The sequence below is a fragment of the Bradyrhizobium vignae genome (assembly GCF_900324035.1).
GTDB classification, from domain to species: domain Bacteria; phylum Pseudomonadota; class Alphaproteobacteria; order Rhizobiales; family Xanthobacteraceae; genus Bradyrhizobium; species Bradyrhizobium vignae.
Genome location: NZ_LS398110.1, coordinates 4,693,463 through 4,709,399 on the forward strand (window position 1 = coordinate 4,693,463; position 15,937 = coordinate 4,709,399).

Below are 15,937 nucleotides of genomic sequence, written 5' to 3' on the forward strand. Positions count from 1 at the left end.
CGATGGCGCCCCCGCTGATCCAACTGAAAGACATCAGGCTGACCTTTGGCGGCACGCCGCTGCTGTCGGGCGTCGAGCTCAACGTCGCGCCAGGCGAGCGCGTCTGCCTGATCGGCCGCAACGGCTCGGGTAAATCGACGCTGCTCAAGATCGCGGCCGGCCTCGTCGAGCCCGATTCCGGCACGCGCTTCGTGCAGCCCGGCGCGACCGTCCGCTATTTGCCGCAGGAGCCTGACTTTGGCGAGCACAAGACCACGCTTGCTTATGTCGAGTCCGGCCTTGCACCGGGCGACGACCATCACCAGGCCCGCTATCTCCTCGAGCAGCTTGGCCTCACCGGCGACGAGAACCCGCACGATCTCTCCGGCGGCGAGGCGCGTCGCGCCGCGCTCGCCTGCGTGCTGGCGCCCTCACCCGACATATTGCTGCTGGACGAGCCCACCAACCATCTCGACCTCTCCACCATCGAGTGGCTGGAGCAGGAGCTCGACAGCCGCCGTAGCGCGCTGGTCTTGATCAGCCACGACCGCCGCTTCCTCACCAATCTCTCGCGCTCGACCGCATGGCTCGATCGCGGCAGGATCAAGCAGATCGATCGCGGCTTCGCCTCGTTCGAGACCTGGCGCGACGAGGTGCTGGCCGAAGAAGAGCGCGACCAGCACAAGCTCGACCGCAAGATCGTCGACGAGGAGCACTGGCTGCGCCACGGCGTCTCCGGACGGCGCAAGCGCAACGTCAAGCGCCTCGCCAATCTGCACGCGCTGCGCGCCCAGCGCCGTAACTATCGTGGCACCTCCGGCAGCGCCAATCTGGCGGCGGCGGAAGCGGAGCAATCCGGCAAGCTGGTGATCGAGGCCAAGGGCATCAGCAAGGCCTATGGCGAGCGGAAGATCGTCGAGAACTTTTCGACCCGCATCCAGCGCGGCGACCGGCTCGGCATCATCGGGCCGAACGGCGCCGGCAAGACCACGCTGGTCAACTTACTCACCGGCGGCCTGCAGCCGGACTCTGGGACGGTGCGGCTTGGCGCCAATCTGGAGATGGCAACGCTCGATCAGCACCGCGAAAGCCTCGATCCCAAATCGACGCTGGCCGAAGCGCTGACGGGCGGCCGCGGCGATCATGTCATGGTCGGCGGCAAGCCGAAGCATGTCGTCGGCTACATGAAGGACTTCCTGTTCGCGCAGGAGCAGCGCGGCACGCCGCTCGAGGTGCTCTCCGGCGGGGAGCGCGGCCGGCTGATGCTGGCCCGCGCGCTGGCAAAACCGTCGAACCTCCTGGTGCTGGACGAGCCGACCAACGATCTCGATCTCGATACCCTCGATGTGCTCGAGGAGATGCTCGGGGACTACGAGGGCACCGTCATCCTGATCAGCCATGACCGCGACTTTCTCGACCGCGTCGTCACCTCCGTGATCGCGCCCGAGGGCAATGGCAAATGGATCGAGTATGCCGGCGGCTACAGCGACATGCTGAGCCAGCGCGGTGCGGACCTGAAGCGCGAGACCGCCAAGGCGCAACCGGTCGCGGAGAAGAAAGAGGAGCGCACCGTTGCTCCAGTGTCGGCGCCGAAGCGGAAGCTGAGCTTCAATGAGAAGCACGCGCTGGAAACGTTGCCGAAGAAGATGGAAACGCTTCAGGCCGATATTGCCAAGTTGCAGCGCGTGCTGGACGATCCCAATCTCTACGCCAAGGATCGCCAGAAATTCGACGACACCTCCGCTGCCATCGCCAAGGCGCATGAAGAACTGTCAGCCGCCGAAGAGCGTTGGCTCGAACTTGAAATGCTTCGCGAAGAAATAGAGCAGGCTTAGATCATGACCACCCCCCTCGCCGCAAAAATCGCCCGCGAATACGGCACGCCCTGTGCCGTCATCGACATGGACAGGGTCGAACGCAACATCGCGCGCATCCAGAAGGCCTGTGATGACGCCGGCATCGCCAACCGCCCCCACATCAAGACGCACAAGAACCCGACCATCGCCAAGATGCAGGTCGCGGCCGGCGCCAAGGGCATCACCTGCCAGAAGCTCGGCGAGGCCGAGATCATGGCCAACGCCGGCATCGACGACATCCTGATCAGCTACAACCTTCTCGGCGACGAAAAGATGGCGCGCCTCGGCGCGTTGCAGGCGAAGGCGAACATGACGGTCGCTGCCGACAATTCCACGGTCGTGGCGGGATTACCCAAGGCAGCTGCAGCATCAGGCCGTCCGCTTTCGGTTGTCGTCGAATGCGACACGGGCCGCAAGCGCGCCGGAGTCGAGACGCCGGCCGAAGCGGTCGCGCTGGCGCGCGAGATCGCCGCGTCCAAGGGGCTGCAGTTCGCCGGCTTCATGCTTTATCCGACCGAGACCGGCTGGAGCGACGCGCAGAGATTTTTCGATGAGGCGCTGGCCGGCGTGCGCGCACATGGGTTGGACGCAAAGATCGTTTCGACCGGCGGCACGCCGAACCTCGTCAACATCGGCAAGCTCAAGGGTGGCACCGAGCATCGCTTCGGCACCTATATCTACAACGACCGCATGCAGGTCGCGGCCGGCGTCGCCAGCTGGGACGATTGCGCACTGCACATCTATTCGACGGTGGTGAGCCGCGCCGCGCCCGAGCGCGGCATTCTCGACGCCGGCTCGAAGACACTGACCACGGATACCGGCGGCCTCGACGGCCACGGCCTGATCCTCGAACATCCCGAGGCCAAGATCGCGAAGTTCGCCGAGGAGCACGGCTTCCTCGATTTGTCCCGCAGCAACACCCGCCCGAATGTCGGCGACGTCGTCCGCATCGTGCCGAACCATGTCTGCGTCGTCGTCAACATGATGGACGAAGTGGTCATGGTGCGCGGCGAGGAGATCATCGGCACACTGCCGGTGGCGGCGCGGGGGAAGTTGAGGTAGGAGCGCTCCGCTCTCGACCGTCATTGCGAGGAGCAAAGCGACGAAGCAATCCAGATTACCTCCGCGGAGGGATTCTGGATTGCTTCGCTGCGCTCGCAATGACGATGGTTAGCGCTTGAGCCACTCCAGCACGCCCCTGCCCGCGGCGACACCGGTCGCAAACGACGCCTGGAGCAGATACCCGCCGGTCGGTGCCTCCCAGTTCAGCATCTCGCCGGCGGCGAATACGCCTGGCAGCTTGCGGATCATGTAATCCGCGTCGACTTCGTCGAACGAGATGCCGCCGGCGCTCGATATCGCGCGCGCGATTGGCGCCACGCCGGTGAGCTTGATCGGCACGGCGTTGATGAGCTCGGCCAATCGCTCGGGCGACATTGCCGACAGCGACTGCCCCGCACCGATCACAGCCTCCTGCAGCAGCCCGACGGCGACGGGCGACAGCTGCGCAGCCTTGCGCAGGAAGTTGGAGAACGATTGCTTGCCGCGCGATGGCGACAGACGCTTGACGAGCTCGGCTTGATCGACATCGGGGCGCAGAGCAATATGCAGCAGCGCTTCGCCGTTCACCGCGATAGCCTCCCGCAGTTCGGCCGACAGCGCATAGATCGCGCCGCCCTCGATGCCGGCCTGCGTGACGATCGCTTCGCCACGAAGCCTGTGCGGACCGAAGCTCAGCGCAATGCCCTTGAGCGGCTGGCCCTCGAAACGCGCGCGAAAAACATCGGACCATGCGATGGTGAAGCCGCAATTGGCAGGCCGCAGCGGGGAGACCGAGATACCTTTGTCGGCCAGGATCATCGCCCAGCTACCATCCGAGCCCAGGCGTGGCCAGCTGGCGCCACCGAGCGCCAGCACGTTGGCGTCGGCCGCGATGGCAAGCATCCCATCGCGCGCTTGGAACCGCAGCCGCCCCTCGCCATCCCAACCGCTCCAGCGATGACGAAGGGCGAACCGGACGCCGGCGGTATCGAGCCGCCGCAGCCAGGCCCGCAGCAGCGGAGACGCCTTGAACGCCCTGGGAAACACCCGCCCGCTGGTGCCAACGAAAGTCGGCTCGCCCAGCGCCTCGCTCCAGGCACGCAGCGCATCCGGCGGGAACGCCTCGATTGCGGCTTGCAGCCTCAGTGCCATCTCGCGATAACGCGTCATGAACTGTGGCAGCGGCTCACTGTGGGTGAGATTGAGCCCGCCGCGGCCGGCCATGAGGAATTTGCGGCCGGCGGACGGCATCGCGTCGTAGACGGTAACGCGCGCGCCGCCTAACGCAAGCACCTCCGCCGCCATCAGCCCGGCGGGACCGGCACCGATGACGGCGACGTCGGTCAGAGCTTGATCCCCGCCCGCGCCGCGGCCTGCGCTACATATTTCTGCGTCTGCTCGAACGCGCCCTGCAGCGCCTTTGCCTTCGACATGTCGCTGATCTCAGCGAAATGTGCGGCAATCGCGTCCGGCGTCCACTCGCTCTCCGGCAGGTTGATGCCTTCGCTCTCCAAAATCTTGATCACGGCGAAGGAGCCGGCGCCTGCGCCCATGATGGTGCGGGTGGGCGCATCCTCGCTCAGCATGTACTCGACCGCGGGCGTGATCGCGTTGGGCTTCATCAGTTGCAGCGCCTGCGGCGGCAGCAGCTCTTCGGTCATGCGGGTCGCCGCGGTCGGCGAGATGATGTTGACCCGGATGTTGTTCTTGCGGCCTTCTTCGGCCAGCACGTTCATCAGGCCGACCATGCCCGATTTCGCCGCGCCGTAATTGGCCTGGCCGAAATTACCGTAGAGGCCGGAGGACGACGTGGTCAGCACGATGCGACCGTAATTGCGGTCGCGCATGCCGGCCCAGACCGCCTTGCAGCAATAGAAGGTACCGACGAGATGCACGTCGAGCACCTTCTGGAAATCGGCCGCTTCCATCTTGCCGAACGACTTGTCGCGCAGGATGCCGGCATTGGCACACAGCAAATCGACGCTGCCCCACTCCCTGGTGGCGCGCTCGACCATCGCGGCGACCTGCTCGAAATTGGAGACGTCGGCACCGTCCGCCATCGCGGTACCGCCGGCCTTTCGGATCTCCTCGACGACGGCCTCCGCAGGCGACAACGAGCCGCCGGTGCCGTCGCGCGCGCCGCCGAAATCGTTGACGACGACCCTGGCGCCGCGACTGGCGAGACCCAGGGCGTGCGCCTTGCCGAGACCATTGCCCGCGCCGGTGACGATGGCGACGCGTCCGTCGAACCTGATTGCCATGAGTAAGGGTCTCTATTCTTCTTACCTTCTGCCCTTGTGGGAGAAGGCGGCGCGAAGCGCCGGATGAGGGGTCTCTCTCTACAGATGCGCTCGCGGAGAGAGACCCCTCACCCGCCTCGCGTTCCGCGAGGCACCCTCTCCCACAAGGGGCGAGGGGAAACCCCGCTCTGGGTTGCCTTTTGACCAGCGATGGGTTGCCGGGTCAAGGCCGGCAACGACGCCTCGAGCCTACGCGAAATAGATCAGGCCGAGCCAGTCGGCGACGAGCGCCGGCTTGTCCTCGCCTTCGATCTCCACGGTGACGTTGGTGCGGGACTGCAATTCATTCGGCTTGCGCAGCTTGGCTTCGGCCAGCACGAAGCGGCCGCGGACGCGCTTGCCCGAACGCACCGGCGAGATGAAGCGCAGCTTGTCGAAGCCGTAATTCACGCCCATCGTGGTGCCCGCAATCACGGGCATCACCTCGTAGGACATGATCGACAGCAGCGACATCGTCAGAAAACCGTGCGCGATCGTGGTGCCGAAGGCGGTTTCCTTCTTCGCGCGTTCCGGATCGACGTGGATGAACTGGTGATCCTCGATCACGTCGGCGTAGGCGTCGATACGGGGCTGATCGATCAGGTGCCACGACGACACGCCGATCTCCTTGCCGACCATGGCCTGATAGGCATCCAGGGCAATCGGCGGCTTCTTCCAGACTTCGTTCACTTAAGTCTCACTCCGAGTTTTCGCCAGCTCCGGAAAATCCTCCTCGCGGAATTCCCGGCCGCGCAGCGGATCGTTACGATCATTGTCGCGTTCGAGCCGTCGTAGCTGCACACGGCGGATTTTGCCAGAGATCGTCTTCGGCAGCTCGGTGACGATTTCCAGGCGGCGGATGCGCTTGAACGGCGCGAGGCGCGTGTGCAGGTGCTTGAAGATCGACAGCGCGGTCTCCGGCGAACATTCCGCGCCCGAGGTCAGCAGCACGAAAGCCTTCGGAATCGCGAGCCGGATCGGATCCGGGCTCGGCACCACCGCTGCTTCCGCGACCAGTTCATGCTCGAGCAGTACGCTTTCCAGCTCGAACGGGCTGATGCGATAGTCGGAGGATTTGAACACGTCGTCGGAGCGGCCGACGAAGGTGAGATAGCCGTCCTCGTCCGCGAACACCACGTCGCCGCTACGATAGAGCGCGCCCTCTGCCCCGGACAATTTGCCATCGTCGCCCTGATAGCCCTGCATCAAGCCCGCGGGGCGATCGGGGCCCAGCACCAGCGTCACCTCGCCTTCCTTCGCCGGATGGCCGTCGGCATCGCTGATCTGCACGCGATAGCCAGGTAGTGGCCGGCCCATCGAGCCGATCTTGATCTGCTGACCCGGCGAGTTGCCGGCCAGTGCGGTCGTTTCCGTCTGGCCGTATCCGTCGCGGATGGTGAGGCCCCAGGCTGCCTGCACCTGGTCGATCACTTCAGGGTTGAGCGGTTCGCCGGCGCCGCAGACCTCGCGCAAGGCGACCTTGAACGAAGCAAGGTTCTCCTGGATGAACAGCCGCCACACCGTCGGGGGCGCGCACAGCGTGGTGACGCCGCAGCGGCCGATGGTGGCGAGCAGCGCCTTAGCGTCGAAGCGCGGCTGGTTGACCACGAACACGGTCGCGCCCGCGTTCCACGGACCAAAGAAACAGCTCCAGGCATGCTTGGCCCAGCCGGGTGAGGAGATGTTGAGATGGATGTCGCCGGGCTTCAATCCGATCCAGTACATCGTCGAGAGATGACCGACCGGATAGCTGCGCTGGCTGTGCCGCACCAGCTTTGGTTTCGCCGTCGTGCCCGAGGTGAAATAGAGCAGCATCGGGTCGTCGGCATTGGTCGGACCGTCCGGCGCAAAACTTTCGGAAGCCTTTGCCGCCTCGTCATACGCAAGCCAACCGCCCGAGGCTGCGCCGACCACGATGCGCACGGTATTCTCGGCACCAAGGCTCGCAAATTTTGCGACCTGATCCTCGGTAGCCACCACCGCCTTCGCCTTGCCGCGATCGAGCCGGTCACGCAGCTCGTCGGCGGTGAGCAACGTCGTCGCGGGAATGACGACCACGCCGAGCTTCATCGCGGCGAGCATCGTCTCCCACAGGGGAACCACGTTGCCGAGCAGCAACAGGAGATGATCGCCGCGCTTCAAACCCTGCGCGCGGAGGAAGTTCGCGACCTGGTTGGAGCGCTTCGAGAGCGCAGCGAAGGACAATTTTGTCTGCCGGTCCTGCGCGGCGTCGACGATCCAGAGTGCGGGGCGGTCCTTGCTGTCCGCATTCGTCGCCAGTTCGGCGTCGAACCAGTCCAGGGCCCAGTTGAACGGAGCCGGATCGGGCCACCGGAAGCCTTTGACCGCTGCCTCATAGTCCGTGCGGTGATCGAGCAGAAACGCGCGCGCTTCCTGAAATGTCGTCATGGTCCGGGCCCGTCGAAATGATGTTCGAGCGTAGCCCGGATGGAGCGAAGCGCAATCCGCGGGCTGCTAAGCCAATTGGAAGCAGCTGTCCCGGATTTCGCTTCGCTCCATCCGGGCTACGAAGCCCCGCTATTTTCCAGCGAGGCTGCGAACGTGCTTGATAATTCCGGAAAAATCCACCCCGCCATGGCCGGCTGCGTCGAAAGACTGATAGATCTCCTGCGCATGCTTGCCGAGCGGCGTAGCAGCGCCGGCGGCCTTCGCTGCGTCCTGCGCCAGGGTCAGGTCCTTCACCATCAGCGCCGAGGCAAAGCCCGGCTTGTAGTCGTTGTTGGCCGGCGAGGTCGGCACCGGGCCCGGCACCGGGCAATAGGTCGTCAGCGACCAGCACTGGCCGGACGAGGTCGAAGCGACATCGAACAGCGCCTGGTGCGAAAGGCCAAGCTTTTCGCCGAGCGCAAAAGCTTCGCTGACTGCGATCATGGAGATGCCGAGGATCATGTTGTTGCAGATCTTGGCGGCCTGGCCGGCACCGGCGCCGCCGCAATGCACGATCTTCTTGCCCATGTTTTCCAGCACCGGCTTGGCCGCGGCAAAAGCCTTCTCCTCGCCGCCGCACATGAAGGTGAGCGTTGCGCCCTTGGCGCCGCCGGTGCCGCCGGAGACCGGCGCATCGACCGAGAGCACGCCGTGCTTGGCGGCGAGCGCATGCGCGGCCCGCGCGCTCTCGACGTCGATGGTGGAGCTGTCGATGATCAGCGCACCCTTGGTCATGGCGGGCACCACCTCGTTCCAGACGCCGAGCACATGCTTGCCTGCGGGGAGCATGGTGACGACGACATCGGCACCCTTCACCGCGGCCGGCGCGCTGTCGGCAATGCTGGCGCCATCGGCCTTGGCCTGATTGCGCGAGGCTTCGACGAGGTCGAAAGCCACTACCTTGTGGCCGGCCTTGACCAGGTTGGCCGCCATCGGGCCGCCCATGTTGCCGAGACCGATGAATGCGATCGTGGCCATTGTCGTTTCCTCCGCTGTCGCGTTGTTAGTTGAACTTCAATTCGTCGGCACCGATCTCGGCGAGATACGGCGCTAGCACCTCCGGCGTGACATCTTCGATCCGCGGCGGCGACCAGGTCGGGTTGCGGTCCTTGTCGATCACGGCGGCACGCACGCCTTCGCGGAAATCGTCGCTCCGAAACACTTCCAGCGCTGCGCGGTATTCGCGCACCAGACATTCTTCCAGGCTCGACGATTTGCGCGCGAGGCGCAGCAGCTTCAGCGTCACCACCATGCCGCGCGGCGATTTTTCGTTGAGCGTCTTTAGCGCGGCCTGCGCGAAGTCGGAGCCGTCGCGCTTGAGCGCCGCGAAAATGTCCTCCATGCGGTCGAAGCCGAACAATGCATCGATCGCGCGCTGCTTCGCCGCGACCGGCCCTGCGGTCTCGCCGGTTGCAAAGCCGTTGATGAGCTGACCGACGTCGGCGGCGGTTGCACCGGAGCGCAGTTTCGTTAGCGCCTCGCGCAGCTCCGGCAGCTTCACAGCCGGCACAACCCAGTCCGCGAACCTCGCGTGGATCGCGTCCGGCCCGTTCATGGTCTGGCCGGTCAGGCCGAAATAGGTGCCGATCTCGCCCGGCGAGCGCGACAACAGATAGGTACCGCCGACATCGGGGAAGAAGCCGAGACCGACCTCGGGCATCGCCAGCTTCGTTCGATCCGTGACTACACGGTGGCTGGCATGGGCGGAAAGCCCGACGCCGCCGCCCATCACGATGCCGTCCATGAAGGCGACATACGGCTTCGGAAACTTCTTGATCCTGGCATTGAGGATGTACTCCTCGCGCCACAGGATCTTGCCGAGATCGCCATTGACCTTCGAACTCTCCCAGAGCGTGCGGATGTCGCCGCCGGCGCAGAGGCCGCGTTCGCCGGCGCCTTCGAGCAGGATCACGCTGACGGCGGGATCGGCCTCGAAGCGGTCGAGCGCCTTGTCGATATCGCGAAACATCTCGAGCGTCACGGCATTGATCGCCTTGGGACGGTTGAGCCTGATGATGCCGGCCGAACCCTCGACGCGGGCGACCAGATCGCCCTCTTCCGCTGAACTCATCGCGCGCCCTCGATCAGTTTGCGCGCCACGATGAGGCGCATGATTTCATTGGTGCCTTCGAGGATCTGGTGCACGCGCAGATCGCGCACGATCTTCTCGATGCCGTATTCGCTGAGATACCCGTAGCCGCCGTGAAGCTGCAGGGCGTGGTTGGCGACCTCGAAGCCGACATCGGTGCCGAAACGCTTTGCCATGGCGCACAGCATGGTGGCGTCGGGGTCCTTGCGGTCGAGCGCCGCGGCAGCGCGCCACAGGAAGGTACGCGCGGCCTCCAGCTCGATTGCCATGTCAGCGAGGCGGAATTGCAAGGCCTGGAATTCGTCGAGCCGCTTTCCAAACGCCTTGCGCTCCTTCATGTAGGCGCGCGCCTTGTCGAGTGCGGTCTGCGCGCCGCCGAGCGAGCACGCCGTGATGTTGAGGCGGCCGCCGTCGAGGCCGGCCATGGCGATCTTGAAGCCTGTGCCCTCCTCGCTCAAGCGATTGGCGACGGGTACGCGGGCATTCTCGAACATCACCGCGCGGGTCGGCTGCGCGTTCCAGCCCATCTTTCGCTCATTTGCGCCGAAGGATACGCCCGGCGTCTTGCCATCGATGACAAGAGTCGAGATGCCGCCGGGGCCATCGCCGCCGGTGCGCACCATCACGACCAGGAGGTCGGTGCCGCCGGCGCCCGAGATGAACTGCTTCTGGCCGTTGAGGACGTAGTGATCGCCGTCGCGCACTGCGCGGGTGCGCAAAGCCGCCGCATCCGAGCCGGCGCCCGGCTCGGTCAGGCAGTAGCTTGCGATCAGCTCCATCGTGCAGAGTTTCGGCAGCCACGTGTGGCGCTGGGTCTCGCTGCCGAAGGCATCGATCATCCAGCTCGCCATGTTGTGGATGGAGATGAAGGCCGAGGTGGTCGGGCAGCCCGTCGCCAGCGCCTCGAAAATCAGTGCCGCGTCGAACCGCGTCATGGCGGAGCCGCCGACATCCTCGCGGATGTAGATGCCGCCCATGCCGAGGGTCGCCGCCTCGCGCATGACGTCGACGGGAAAATGCTTGTCCTCATCCCAGCGCAGCGCATGCGGCGCGATCTTCTCCGCCGCAAACGCCAACGCCATGTCGCGAACCGCGACCTGATCCTCGTTCAGAGCGAATTGCATGCTGCCGCCTACCCTTTCACTCCATCGTCATTGCGAGCGCAGCGAAGCAATCCAGCATCCCTCCGCAGAGATAGTCTGGATTGCTTCGTCGCAAGGGCTCCCCGCAATGACGGCTGAGGAGATTACTTCATCAGCGGGATCGAGAACTCCGCGCCTTCCTTGACGCCGGACGGCCAGCGCGAGGTCACCGTCTTGGTCTTGGTATAGAAGCGGACCGAGTCCGGACCGTGCTGATTGAGATCACCGAATCCGGACTTCTTCCAGCCGCCGAAGGTGTAATAGGCGATCGGCACCGGGATAGGCACGTTGATGCCGACCATGCCGACGTTCACCTTGGCCGCGAAGTCGCGCGCGGCATCGCCGTCGCGGGTGAAGATGGCAACGCCGTTGCCGTAGTCATGATCCGACGGCAGCGCCAGCGCTTCCTTGTAGTCATGCGCGCGCACGACCGAGAGCACTGGGCCGAAGATCTCTTCCTTGTAGATCCGCATGTCCTTCGTGACGTTGTCGAACAGCGAGCCGCCGAGATAGAAGCCGTTCTCGTAGCCCTGCATCTTGAAGCCGCGGCCGTCGACCGCGAGCGTCGCGCCTTCCTTGATGCCGAGGTCAATGTAGCTCTTCACCTTCTCGACCGCCTCGCGCGTCACCAGCGGACCGTAATCGGCCGACGGATCGATCGAGGTCCCGATCTTGAGCGACTCGACGCGCGGGATCAGCTTCTCCATCAGGCGGTCGGCGGTGGACTTGCCGACGGGCACCGCGACCGAGACGGCCATGCAGCGCTCGCCGGCCGAGCCGTAGCCGGCGCCGATCAACGCGTCGACCGCCTGGTCCATGTCGGCGTCAGGCATGACGATGGCGTGGTTCTTGGCGCCGCCGAAGCACTGGCAGCGCTTGCCGGTCTGGGCTGCGCGCTCATAGATGTACTGCGCGATCGGCGTCGAGCCGACGAAGCCGACGGCCTTGATGTCGGGATCGTCGAGGATGGCGTCGACCGCCTCCTTGTCGCCATTGACGACGTTGAGGATGCCGGCCGGCAGGCCCGCCTCGATCATCAGCTCGGCGAGCTTCATCGGCACGCCGGGATCGCGCTCCGACGGCTTGAGGATGAAGGCGTTCCCGCAGGCGATCGCGGGGGCGAACTTCCACATCGGAATCATCGCCGGGAAGTTGAAGGGCGTGATGCCGGCGACGACGCCAAGCGGCTGGCGCATCGAATAGATGTCGATGCCGGGTCCGGCTCCTTCGGTGTACTCGCCCTTCATCAGATGCGGGATGCCGCAGGCGAATTCGACCACTTCAAGGCCGCGCTGGATATCGCCCTTGGCGTCGGGCACGGTCTTGCCGTGCTCACGCGCGAGCAACTCGGCGAGCTTGTCGTAGTCGCGCTGGATCAGCTCCAGGAATCGCATCATGACGCGGGCGCGACGCTGCGGGTTGGTCGCGGCCCATTCGGGCTGTGCTGCGCGCGCGTTCTCGACGGCGGCGCGGACCTCGGCCTTGGACGCCAGCGCCACCTTGGCCTGGACGTCACCGGTCATCGGCTCGAAGACGTCGGCGGTGCGGCCCGAGGTGCCCTTGACCTCCTTGCCACCGATGAAATGTCCGATTGAGCGCATGGAATGATCTCCTTCAGGCCGAGCGTGGTCGCTTTGACAAATCCTATTGACCTGCATTTTATAGGATTCAAGTCTGAGATAATGCACCATAGATGTGCGAAAATGCTGGATCAAGGCGCTATCGACTGGGACGACTTCCGCTTCGTGCTGGCCATCGTGCGGGGCGGCTCGGTGTCGGCTGCGGCAAAACAGCTCGGGGTCGATCATGCCACGGTGATCCGGCGCGTCGACCGGCTGGAGAAGCACCTCTCCGCCAAGCTGTTTGATCGGCGCAAGACCGGCTACCTCCTCACCGAGGCCGGCCAGCGCGTCGCCGACAGCGCGGAAGCCATGGAATCGACCATCGTCGCCAACCAGGAGCAGGTCGGCGGCTCCGTGGCGCGGCTGACCGGCACGGTGCGGATCGGCGCGCCTGATGGCTTCGGCACCGCCTTCCTGGCGCCGCGGCTGGCGCCGTTCGCCGACCGGTATCCCGATCTCGATCTGCAACTTGTGGCCACCGCGCGGCTATTCAGTCTCTCCAAGCGCGAGGCCGATATCGCCATCAGCCTGACCATGCCGAAGGAAGGCCGCATCGTCGGCCGCAAGCTGCTCGACTACCGCCTCGGGCTCTATGCCGCCCCCGCCTATCTCGACCGCTTCCCTGAGATCATCTCCCGGCAGGATTTGGTGCAGCACCGCTTCGTCGGTTACATCGAGGAACTCTTGTTCACGCCGGAGCTCGACTATCTGCCGCAGGTGTCGCCGCGAATCTCCGCGCGCTTTCGCAGCGCCAATCTGATCGCCCAGCTCAACGCCACGCTCTCGGGCTTCGGCATCGCCGTGCTGCCGCATTTCATGGCGAGCGATTATCCGCAGCTCAGGGGCGTGCTGCCGGAGGAGATCTCGATCACCCGCACGTTCTGGATGCTGATGCACGCCGACAGCAAGGACCTCGCGCGGATCAGGGCCGTGGCGGACTACATCTCGGAGATTGTCGAGCGCGAACGGACGCTGTTTGCGGGAAGGTGAGTAGGAGAGCGATGAGACACGCGAACGCGCGACTCATAGCGTGCCCACCCCCCTTCTGCTGACATCGTGGAGAGACGGTGGGCACGGCGCAAGTGCCTCTGCGCGCCCTACGGCATCCCGCTAACCCTGCTTCGCCTTCTTCGCGGCCGTCGCCTTCGGCTCGCGCTTCGCGCCATCGAGCGCGCTGTCCCGGCCCGCCTTCAGCACCTCGTCGGACAGTTCGCTGGAGCCGGCAATGCGCGCCAGCAGCACGGTGCCGGCCATCGTGGCCAGCGTCGCGATGGCCTGCTTACGGGCGGCCTTGCGCGGCATGTTCGGGATGTAGTCGGTCATCATCTCGATCATCTCGTCGAGCTTGCCGGCGAAGGCCTTGCGCGTCTTTGGGCTCTCGCGGGCAATCTCGGCGCCAAGCGAGGGGATCGAGCAGCCATGACCGGGATTGTCGCGGTGCAGCGTTGAGAGGTAGCTCTCCGCAATCAGCGCCAGCCGCTTTTCAGGAGCGGCCTCGCCCGCGAGCTTGCGCCAGTGCTCCATCGAGCGGTCCATGGCATAGCCAAAGGCCTCGATCACCAACGCCTCCCGGGAATCGAAATGCGCGTAGAAGCCGCCATGGGTCAGGCCCGCCTCCTTCATGAGGTCGGCGACGCCGATGCCGTGGGCGCCCTTCTCGCGCAGCCGCACGGAGGCCTTCTTCACGATCCGATCGTGGGTTTCCTGCTTGTGTTCCCGGGAATAGCGCATGCGGATCTCATTGAATGTCGGAGATCATCTCATAACACGAAAGCCACCCGAACGGTGCATTAATTCATGTTTAGTTGTTGCCGATCATGGAGAAGGTTGCAGTTGCATGCACCGCGAGGGCTCCCTTACCGTCGCGGACGAAGCCTTCAGTGTAGCTGGTCTGGCGGCCCAGCTTGACGATCTTGCCTTCGGCCGAGATCAGCCCGGATCGAACCGACAGTGGGCGCAAGTAGGTCAGCTTCAGATCGAGGGTCACCGAACTTTGCCCGGCCTCGAGCCGGGTCGAGAGTGCACATCCCATGGCCGTATCGAGCAGCGCCGCTGCGGTCGCGCCGTGGAGCAGACCGATGGTGTTTTCGAGATCCTCGCGCGGCTCCAGTTCCATGACGATCCGGCCCGGCTCGACCACGGCCATGGTGAACCCGATCAGTTTCGCGAAGGGCGGCGGCGGCAGACGACCGTCGCGAATCCCCAGCATCGCGTCCATGCCCGACAGCCCCATGACAACTCTCGCAACCGGCGCAGGCACCTGCCAATTCACCACGCGCTCGCGCCGCTGGGCCGGTGAAAACAGGTCGAGTTGATCGATGTCCGCCATGGCTACCCCTTTGTATGATATATATCATACTATGCGACGGATTTCGCGTTAGCAACTCCGCCTACCGCCCGCTTGACAAACCGGTCGTTTGGGCTCGGAAGTGATCCCGACCAGGGCAGCTTGCGCGTCCACGAAAGCCTTTCGAGATACCACGATGGAAATGCTCAACCACCACTGCGGCGTGACGCGCGATGCGCGTGGCGTCGTCCATGTCGCAATCTGCAACGCCGGCTCGCTGAACATTCTCGGCTCGCCGGTGATCGACGCCGTGCGTGAAAGCCTCCAGCAGCTCAGCTCCGACCGCAGCATCCGCGTCGTGGTGCTGCGCGGCGAGAGCGAGAAGAGCATGATCGGGGGGGCGGATATCAAGGAGATGGCGAAGCTCGGCCAGAAATCGGCCGAGGCCTTCATCAGCCGCCTGCGCGATCTCTGCGAGGCGGTCCGCCAGTTCCCTGCCCCGGTCATCGCGCGCATGCCCGGCTGGTGCCTCGGTGGCGGGCTCGAAGTGGCGGCGGCCTGCGACGTCCGGATCGCTGCACATGATGCGCATTTCGGCATGCCCGAGGTGCGCGTCGGCATTCCCTCGGTAATCCATGCGGCGCTCTTGCCCCGCCTGATCGGCTGGGCCCGCGCGCGGTGGCTGGTGACGACGGCGGAGAACATCGATGCTCCGACCGCGCTGGCCTGGGGCCTGGTCGACAAGGTCGCCGCGCCCGGCGAGCTGGATGCCGAGGTGGAGCATGTCGTGAAGGCGCTGCTCGCCTGCGGCCCTGAGGCGCTGCGCTCGCAGAAGGCACTGCTGCGGCAGTGGGAAGAACTGCCGCTGACGGAATCGGTGAATCTGAGCGTGAAGGTGTTCGGCGAATCGTTCTTGACGGACGAGCCGACGCGGCTGATGCAGGCCTTCGTGAACCGGAAGCGGTAGCCTTGGTCCTGGAGTGAAGAGGCTCCCTCCAAGCTAGAGGTGTCATGCCCCCGGCTTGACGGGGCGTCCAGTACGCCGCGGCGTCTCGGCTTAACACGATGGCCTCTGGAGTACTGGATTGCCCGCCTTCGCGGGCAATGACAGCGGAGTGTGAGGCGACGGCTACGCTCATGCCGAAGCGCCGGCGTCGATACGCTTCTCAAATCGCACGACCAAATCTCATCCGG

13 protein-coding genes and 1 pseudogene are annotated in these 15,937 nt (G+C 65.0%); 4 read left to right on the forward strand and 10 right to left on the reverse strand.

Going from position 1 to position 15,937, the window contains the following annotated elements:
* Nucleotides 1-2: 2 nt before the first annotated feature.
* Together BRAD3257_RS22960 and BRAD3257_RS22965 are read left to right on the forward strand one after the other, a co-directional pair.
* Nucleotides 3-1,814: an ABC-F family ATP-binding cassette domain-containing protein gene (locus BRAD3257_RS22960; RefSeq protein ID WP_122403707.1), complete on the forward strand. Its 1,812-nt coding sequence runs from the start codon at nt 3-5 to the stop codon at nt 1,812-1,814.
* Between the two features lie 3 nt (nt 1,815-1,817).
* Nucleotides 1,818-2,897: a D-TA family PLP-dependent enzyme gene (locus tag BRAD3257_RS22965; RefSeq protein WP_122403708.1), complete on the forward strand. Its 1,080-nt coding sequence runs from the start codon at nt 1,818-1,820 to the stop codon at nt 2,895-2,897.
* Nucleotides 2,898-3,005: 108 nt separating this feature from the next.
* Here BRAD3257_RS22965 and BRAD3257_RS22970 read toward each other — a convergent pair whose 3' ends face one another.
* From BRAD3257_RS22970 to BRAD3257_RS23005, 8 genes and pseudogenes are all read right to left on the reverse strand, one after another.
* Nucleotides 3,006-4,223 carry a BaiN/RdsA family NAD(P)/FAD-dependent oxidoreductase gene (locus BRAD3257_RS22970; protein ID WP_122403709.1) on the reverse strand — a complete coding sequence of 406 codons (1,218 nt, stop codon included), beginning with the start codon at nt 4,221-4,223 and terminating at the stop codon, nt 3,006-3,008.
* Nucleotides 4,220-5,137, reverse strand: a complete 918-nt coding sequence (locus BRAD3257_RS22975) for an SDR family NAD(P)-dependent oxidoreductase (RefSeq protein WP_122403710.1) — start codon at nt 5,135-5,137, stop codon at nt 4,220-4,222. The genes BRAD3257_RS22970 and BRAD3257_RS22975 overlap by 4 nt, the downstream gene beginning before the upstream one ends.
* Nucleotides 5,138-5,365: 228 nt before the next feature.
* A complete protein-coding gene (locus BRAD3257_RS22980) occupies nt 5,366-5,845 on the reverse strand; it encodes a MaoC family dehydratase (protein ID WP_122403711.1) in 480 nt (159 codons plus the stop codon).
* Nucleotides 5,846-7,564 (reverse strand): AMP-binding protein, encoded by a 1,719-nt coding sequence (locus BRAD3257_RS22985; RefSeq protein WP_122403712.1) that lies wholly within the window; start codon nt 7,562-7,564, stop codon nt 5,846-5,848.
* 129 nt (nt 7,565-7,693) lie between these two features.
* Nucleotides 7,694-8,593: pseudogene (gene mmsB / locus BRAD3257_RS22990) on the reverse strand (3-hydroxyisobutyrate dehydrogenase); the annotation flags it as partial.
* A 13-nt stretch (nt 8,594-8,606) separates the two neighbouring features.
* Nucleotides 8,607-9,674, reverse strand: coding sequence for an enoyl-CoA hydratase/isomerase family protein (locus BRAD3257_RS22995; protein ID WP_122403714.1), 1,068 nt, complete (start codon nt 9,672-9,674; stop codon nt 8,607-8,609).
* Nucleotides 9,671-10,816 carry an isobutyryl-CoA dehydrogenase gene (locus tag BRAD3257_RS23000; protein ID WP_122403715.1) on the reverse strand — a complete coding sequence of 382 codons (1,146 nt, stop codon included), beginning with the start codon at nt 10,814-10,816 and terminating at the stop codon, nt 9,671-9,673. The genes BRAD3257_RS22995 and BRAD3257_RS23000 overlap by 4 nt, the downstream gene beginning before the upstream one ends.
* Nucleotides 10,817-10,938: 122 nt before the next feature.
* Nucleotides 10,939-12,435 (reverse strand): CoA-acylating methylmalonate-semialdehyde dehydrogenase, encoded by a 1,497-nt coding sequence (locus tag BRAD3257_RS23005; protein WP_122403716.1) that lies wholly within the window; start codon nt 12,433-12,435, stop codon nt 10,939-10,941.
* A gap of 102 nt (nt 12,436-12,537) precedes the next feature.
* Between BRAD3257_RS23005 and BRAD3257_RS23010 the strand changes: the two genes are divergently transcribed.
* Nucleotides 12,538-13,446, forward strand: a complete 909-nt coding sequence (locus BRAD3257_RS23010) for a LysR family transcriptional regulator (protein ID WP_122403717.1) — start codon at nt 12,538-12,540, stop codon at nt 13,444-13,446.
* Between the two features lie 120 nt (nt 13,447-13,566).
* Here the strand turns inward: BRAD3257_RS23010 and BRAD3257_RS23015 are convergent, their stop codons facing one another.
* Complete coding sequence (locus BRAD3257_RS23015; RefSeq protein WP_122403718.1) at nt 13,567-14,187, reverse strand: TetR/AcrR family transcriptional regulator; 621 nt, start codon at nt 14,185-14,187, stop codon at nt 13,567-13,569.
* 70 nt (nt 14,188-14,257) lie between these two features.
* On the reverse strand, nt 14,258-14,785 hold the full coding sequence (locus BRAD3257_RS23020) for a PaaI family thioesterase (protein ID WP_162500318.1): 528 nt from the start codon (nt 14,783-14,785) through the stop codon (nt 14,258-14,260).
* A 154-nt stretch (nt 14,786-14,939) separates the two neighbouring features.
* On the opposite strand from BRAD3257_RS23020, the gene BRAD3257_RS23025 reads away from it, so the two are divergent.
* Entirely contained in the window at nt 14,940-15,710 is a 771-nt protein-coding gene (locus BRAD3257_RS23025; protein WP_122403720.1) for an enoyl-CoA hydratase, read from the forward strand.
* The last annotated feature ends 227 nt before the right edge of the window (nt 15,711-15,937 follow it).

Bases quoted from the DNA above. Each gene is read 5' to 3' on its own strand.
- BRAD3257_RS22960 (WP_122403707.1), top strand. From the start codon at position 3: ATGGCGCCCCCGCTGATCCAACTGAAAGACATCAGGCTGACCTTTGGC.
- BRAD3257_RS22965 (WP_122403708.1), top strand. From the start codon at position 1,818: ATGACCACCCCCCTCGCCGCAAAAATCGCCCGCGAATACGGCACGCCC.
- BRAD3257_RS22975 (WP_122403710.1), bottom strand. From the start codon at position 5,137: ATGGCAATCAGGTTCGACGGACGCGTCGCCATCGTCACCGGCGCGGGC.
- BRAD3257_RS22985 (WP_122403712.1), bottom strand. From the start codon at position 7,564: ATGACGACATTTCAGGAAGCGCGCGCGTTTCTGCTCGATCACCGCACG.
- BRAD3257_RS22995 (WP_122403714.1), bottom strand. From the start codon at position 9,674: ATGAGTTCAGCGGAAGAGGGCGATCTGGTCGCCCGCGTCGAGGGTTCG.
- BRAD3257_RS23000 (WP_122403715.1), bottom strand. From the start codon at position 10,816: ATGCAATTCGCTCTGAACGAGGATCAGGTCGCGGTTCGCGACATGGCG.
- BRAD3257_RS23005 (WP_122403716.1), bottom strand. From the start codon at position 12,435: ATGCGCTCAATCGGACATTTCATCGGTGGCAAGGAGGTCAAGGGCACC.
- BRAD3257_RS23010 (WP_122403717.1), top strand. From the start codon at position 12,538: ATGCTGGATCAAGGCGCTATCGACTGGGACGACTTCCGCTTCGTGCTG.
- BRAD3257_RS23015 (WP_122403718.1), bottom strand. From the start codon at position 14,187: ATGCGCTATTCCCGGGAACACAAGCAGGAAACCCACGATCGGATCGTG.
- BRAD3257_RS23020 (WP_162500318.1), bottom strand. From the start codon at position 14,785: ATGGCGGACATCGATCAACTCGACCTGTTTTCACCGGCCCAGCGGCGC.
- BRAD3257_RS23025 (WP_122403720.1), top strand. From the start codon at position 14,940: ATGGAAATGCTCAACCACCACTGCGGCGTGACGCGCGATGCGCGTGGC.